The organism is Ensifer sp. ZNC0028 (genome assembly GCF_000799055.1).
Taxonomy (GTDB): domain Bacteria; phylum Pseudomonadota; class Alphaproteobacteria; order Rhizobiales; family Rhizobiaceae; genus Ensifer.
The window spans coordinates 1-5,178 of the sequence record NZ_JTLA01000022.1 but is presented as its reverse complement, the minus strand read 5'-3'; the positions used below and the strand labels follow the sequence as shown (position 1 = coordinate 5,178).

Genomic DNA, 5,178 nt, shown 5'->3' with positions numbered 1-5,178 from the left:
GGTGCGCATCCGCCTGACCGACGACCAGGGCAAGCAGTACAACCTCCTGACGGCGGAAGGTGCCAACCCGACGACCGATATCGTGACCGTCGCGGGCCACCGCTACGGGCAGTTCATCGGCTCGAAGCTGGTGCAGGCGCTGGATACGGCAAAGCTGCGCAACTGGTCGAACCTCAACCCCGCCTATCAGGACGCCGCCTGGGCGCGCTATGAGGGCAACCTCTGGGGATTGCCGATCCTTGCCGGCTACGAAGGCCTCGTTCGCAACACCGACTACGTGCCGGAAGCCGACAGCTGGGGCATCATGTTCGACGAGAAGTACGAGGGTCTGACCGCTTACATGGCCGGCGATTTCATGTCGATCACCATGAAGTATCTCGGCCATGACGGCGACTTCGTCACCTACACCGACAAGGTCGAGGCGGCCCAGAAGGCCGCCAGCGAAGCGCGCGACCACCTGATCAAGCACAAGCATATGGTTCGCAAGTACTACGATGCGGCCAGCGAAGTGCAGCAGATGTTCATCAACGAGGACATCCACCTGGCGCAGGCCTGGTCGGGTCCTGCCGCCAAGTTGATCATGGACGGCGTGCCGGTCAAGCTCTCCGTTCCGAAGGAAGGCACCTACGGGTTCTGCTACACGCTGAACATCGTCAACAACGCGCCCAATGCCGAGAACGCCTACAAGCTGTTCGACGCGATCCTCGCCAATCCCGAGGTCGGCGCCGCGATGACCCGCACCTCCGGCTTCAGCTCGACGATCTCCGGCGTCGACAAGCTGCTCGACGACAGGGAGCGGCTGGCATCGACGCTGCCGCAGGAAGAGCTCGAGCGTGTCACCTTCTTCAGCTCGCTCAATCGCTCGATGAAGAACGAGATTATCGATCGCGCCGTCGCGGAACTGAAGGCCGCCTGAGCAATCGCATCGTGACGACTGACTGACTGACCTCGCCGTGGCGGCGGGGTCGGAACGGTGACGCATGTCCTGCCAACCCGTCGGGTCGCGGACAAGCTTTGGGATAAAACAATGGCCGTGGGAACACATGCGGCAGGTGGCGGTATCCCCGTCCGCGCCGCGCACATGAAATACTCGACCGGTGTCGCGAGGGTGATCAACTCACCGCTCTATCGCTACACCCTGGGCGCCGTTGCCGAATGGCGATATGGGCGCATCCTGCTTCTGGCCGGCGTGCCGGTCGTCTGGATGCTGATGATGCACATCGGCCCCATCTACGAAATGCTGCGCATCAGCCTGCTCTCCAGCTATCCGCCGCAGCCGGGAGTGGAGGCCGAATTCACGTTCGACAATTACGCGCTCTTCTTCAGTGAAAAGCTCTACTGGATGCCGCTGCTGCGCAGCTTCATCTATGCCTCCATCGCAACGGCCGTCACCTTGGTCGTGGTCTATCCGGTCGCCTATTACGTGGCGAAGGTGGTTGCGACCGGCAACAGGTCGCGCGCGCTGCTCCTGCTCCTGGCGCCGTTCTGGGCGGGTGAAATCATCCGCATCTTCTCGGTCATCATGCTTCTCGCCAATCGCGGTGCCGTCAACGTGCTGCTGCGGGAGATCGGCCTGACCGAGCGACCGATCCAGATGCTCTACACCTCGTTTTCGATCAGCTTCGGCCTGGTCTACATGGTCTGTCTCTACATGCTGCTGCCGCTCTATTCGGCGATCGAGAAGATCCCGAAGTCGCTGCTCGACGCGTCGGCGGATCTCGGCGCGGGGCCGTTCACGCGCTTCCGCCGCATCATCCTGCCGCTTTCGCGCGATGGCATCGTGTCGGGATGCTCGCTGGTCTTCCTCACCTGCATGGGCGTGTTCGCCGCTCCCATTCTTCTGGGCGGGCCGACCACCAGCATGTTCTCCGAGACGATCAGCAGCTTCTTCCACGGCGCCAGCAGCCGTTGGCCGGCCGGTGCCGCCTTCGCGATGATCATGCTTGCCGCATCCCTCGTCACCGTCGGTCTGTTCATGCGGGTCGTCGGCGGCTCGAAGCAAAGGACATTCTGATGCGCGCCATGTTTTACGATTGGCCGGGACTGGCTCTGAAGTCCTTCTACTGGCTGTTTGTCCTGTATCTGTTTCTGCCGCTGTCGCTGATGGTGGCGGTCAGCTTCAAGGATGCAAGCTTCATTTCGTTCCCGCTCGGCAACCTGACGATCGACTGGTATGCCAAGGTCATTCAGGACAAGCAGTTCCTGGACGCCTGCCTCTACACGATCATGATCGCCGCGGCGACGACCGCCATCGCGACGGTCATCGGCGTCTGGATCGCGATGCTGATCGGGTCGCTTCGTGGCGCCGCTCAATACGTGGCCTTCGCCGTCGCTTGCCTGCCGGCCGTCGTGCCGGGCATGATCTCGGCGATTTCGCTGCGCATCTTCATCACCACCATCGACCTGCCGACCGGCACGGTCGCCATCATCCTCGGTCACGTCGTCCACGCCGTGCCCTTCGTGGTGGTGATGGTGCTGACGCGGCTGCGCTCGATGCCGGGCAATCTCGTCGATGCCGCCCGCGATCTCGGTGCCGACAGCATCGTCACCTTCTTCCGCGTCACGCTTCCCTACCTCGGACCGGCCATCTTCGGCGGCATGATCTTCTGCCTGCTGCTTTCGAGCGATGACTTCGTCCGCACCTTCTTCCTCGGCGGCTACCGCCCGACGCTGCCGATGCTGATCTTCGCCCGCGTGCAGTCCGGCATGTCTCCGGAAATCAACGTCATGGCGACGCTCGTCCTGGTCGTGACCGCCGTGGTCGGGCTCTACGCAGAATATCTCACACGTCGTTCGAGGATCCGCTGATGCAACCGGTTGTTCAGTTCGAAAATGTCCGCAAGAGCTTCGGCAGTTTTGTCGCCGTCGATAATCTCAACCTCAACATCGAACGCGGCAAGTTCGTCACCCTGCTCGGCCCTTCCGGCTGCGGCAAGTCGACGACGCTGCGCATGCTCGGCGGGTTCGAAACGCCGACGGAGGGCCGCATTCTGCTCTCCGGCCGCGACGTGACAATGGTTCCGCCGAACCGGCGCAACGTCAACATCGTGTTCCAGGATTATGCGCTGTTCCCGCACATGTCGGTCGCAAAGAACATCGCCTTCGGCCTGGAGTTGAAGGGCGTCGACCAGAAGCAGATCCAGAGGCGCGTCTCCGAGCTTCTGGAACTCGTGCAGTTGCAGGATTTTGCCGGCCGCCTTCCGTCCGAGCTGTCGGGAGGCCAGCGCCAGCGCGTCGCCCTGATGCGTGCTTTGGCGCCCGATCCCGACGTTCTGCTTCTGGACGAGCCGCTCTCGGCGCTTGACGCCAAGCTTCGCCAGACCATGCAGATCGAACTCAAGGCGATCCAGGAGCAGACTGGCAAGACCTTCATGTTCGTGACCCACGACCAGGAAGAGGCGCTCACCATGTCGGATACGATCGTGGTCATGAACAATGGCCGGATCGAGCAGATGGGCGATCCGGCGAGCCTCTACAAGCGGCCCGGTTCCGCCTTCGTGGCGACCTTCCTCGGCGAAACCAATCTGTTGCAGTCGGATGTCGTCGGCACCGAAGCCGGCGAAGCGGCGGTGCGGTGGAACGGCATGACGATCAAGGCGTCGGCCGGCGCGCTGTCTCCCAAGGCAGGCGATGCGATTTATGTCGTCCTGCGGCCGGAAGCGATCCAATGTTCGGCGCAGGAACCGGGCGTCGCCAACCGGATCCGGGGGCGCATCCGCCAGCGCGTTTTCAAGGGCAACCACACGTCGCTCAAGGTCGAGATCGGCGAGGGGCATCTGCTCAACGCGCTCGTTCATCCAAGCGAGGTGGAAGGCCTCAGCCGCGACGACATCTGGGTCGGCTGGTCGTCCGAAGCGACCACGCTCATCCCCGCCCGCAACGCGGCTTAGCCGCAACATCTCGACGGCGGGCGCCCCGGTTGCGCCCGCTACCCGATATCAATGAAAGTGGAAAACGACATGCGCGTAGGTATCGCAGGTGCTGGCTCTATTGCCTTCGGCACCGCTGCACTTCTTGAAAAACTGGGACACAAGGCAACGCTCTGGTCGCCGTCCGGCACCGGAACCCAGGCGCTCACTGCGGGAGAGAGCCTGACTGCCGAAGGCGCCATCGAAGGCACCTTCCTTCCGGCCGTTGCCGAAAGCGCGGAAGATCTGGTCAGCGATGCGGATGCGATCCTCATCGCGCTGCCGGCCTATGGCCACCGTTTCGTGCTGGACGCTATCGCGCCGCATCTGACCGCCGGCCAGGTGGTGATCTTCAGCTCGCACACCTCGTTCGGAGCGCTCTATCTCTCGTCGCTGCTGGCCGCACGCGGCATCACCTTGCCGATCGTTGCTTGGGGCACGACGATCGTCAGCGGCCGGAAGCTCGGCCCGGCGCTGGCGCATGTCAACACCATCCGCAAGCAGGTCGATCTGGCGACGGTTCCGGCATCGGAGAGTGCGCGCGGGCACGCGGTCTGCACGGCGCTTTTCGGCGAACATTTCGTCGATCGTGGCAGCCTGCTGGCGATCGCGCTTTCGAACCTCAACCCGCAAAACCACCTCGGCATCGCGCTCGGCAACATGTCGCGCATGGAGCGTGGCGAAAGCTGGGTGCAGGCCCAGAACGTCACGCCCAACATCGGTCGCTTATTGGAGACGCTCGACCGTGAGCGTTTGGCCGTCGCTGAGAGGTTGCAGCTGAAGGTGCGTGACATCTTCCAACATTTCCACCTGTCGTTCCATGTGCCGGTCAGCACCATCTCGCAGATGAACCAGGAAATGTACCAGGCCGGAAACAACGGCACGGGCCCTGCTACGGCCGATAGCCGTTACGTGACGGAGGACGTCCCATTCGGCCTGGTGGTCACGGCGCAGCTCGCGCGTCTCGCCGGATGCCCGGCGGACCTGCACGAGGCGGGAATCCGCATCTTTTCGGCCATGTACGGCCGGGACTTCGAAGGCGAGAACGACCTCCTTCCGGAGCTGGGTCTCGAGCAATTGGATCTTGAAGGTCTCGATGCGCTCTGCCGCACCGGCTTTCCGCCCGTTGCCGCTGTCGATCGAGCCGAGGGGCGTGCCTGAATGAGCGACCGCTTCCTGTCCCATCTCCGATCCGAACTCGAGGGCCTGAAAACGGCCGGGTTGTACAAGTCGGAGCGTGTGATCACCTCGAAGCAGGCGGGTGAGATCA

5 protein-coding genes are annotated in these 5,178 nt (G+C 62.9%); all 5 read left to right on the top strand.

All coding sequences use genetic code 11. The annotated features are described in order from the left end of the window. Positions 1-916 (top strand): extracellular solute-binding protein (locus L981_RS05820; protein ID WP_043612763.1); only part of this gene is annotated, 916 nt, incomplete at its 5' end. Between the two features lie 111 nt (positions 917-1,027). Continuing rightward, positions 1,028-2,014 (top strand): ABC transporter permease, encoded by a 987-nt coding sequence (locus L981_RS05815; RefSeq protein WP_156133980.1) that lies wholly within the window; start codon positions 1,028-1,030, stop codon positions 2,012-2,014. Then, positions 2,014-2,808, top strand: a complete 795-nt coding sequence (locus tag L981_RS05810; RefSeq protein WP_043612760.1) for an ABC transporter permease — start codon at positions 2,014-2,016, stop codon at positions 2,806-2,808. Before L981_RS05815 ends, L981_RS05810 begins: the two co-directional genes overlap by 1 nt. Further along, on the top strand, positions 2,808-3,890 hold the full coding sequence (locus tag L981_RS05805) for an ABC transporter ATP-binding protein (protein WP_043612758.1): 1,083 nt from the start codon (positions 2,808-2,810) through the stop codon (positions 3,888-3,890). Before L981_RS05810 ends, L981_RS05805 begins: the two co-directional genes overlap by 1 nt. 69 nt (positions 3,891-3,959) lie before the next feature. Next, complete coding sequence (locus L981_RS05800) at positions 3,960-5,069, top strand: NAD/NADP-dependent octopine/nopaline dehydrogenase family protein (protein ID WP_197067101.1); 1,110 nt, start codon at positions 3,960-3,962, stop codon at positions 5,067-5,069. Positions 5,070-5,178: the final 109 nt, after the last annotated feature.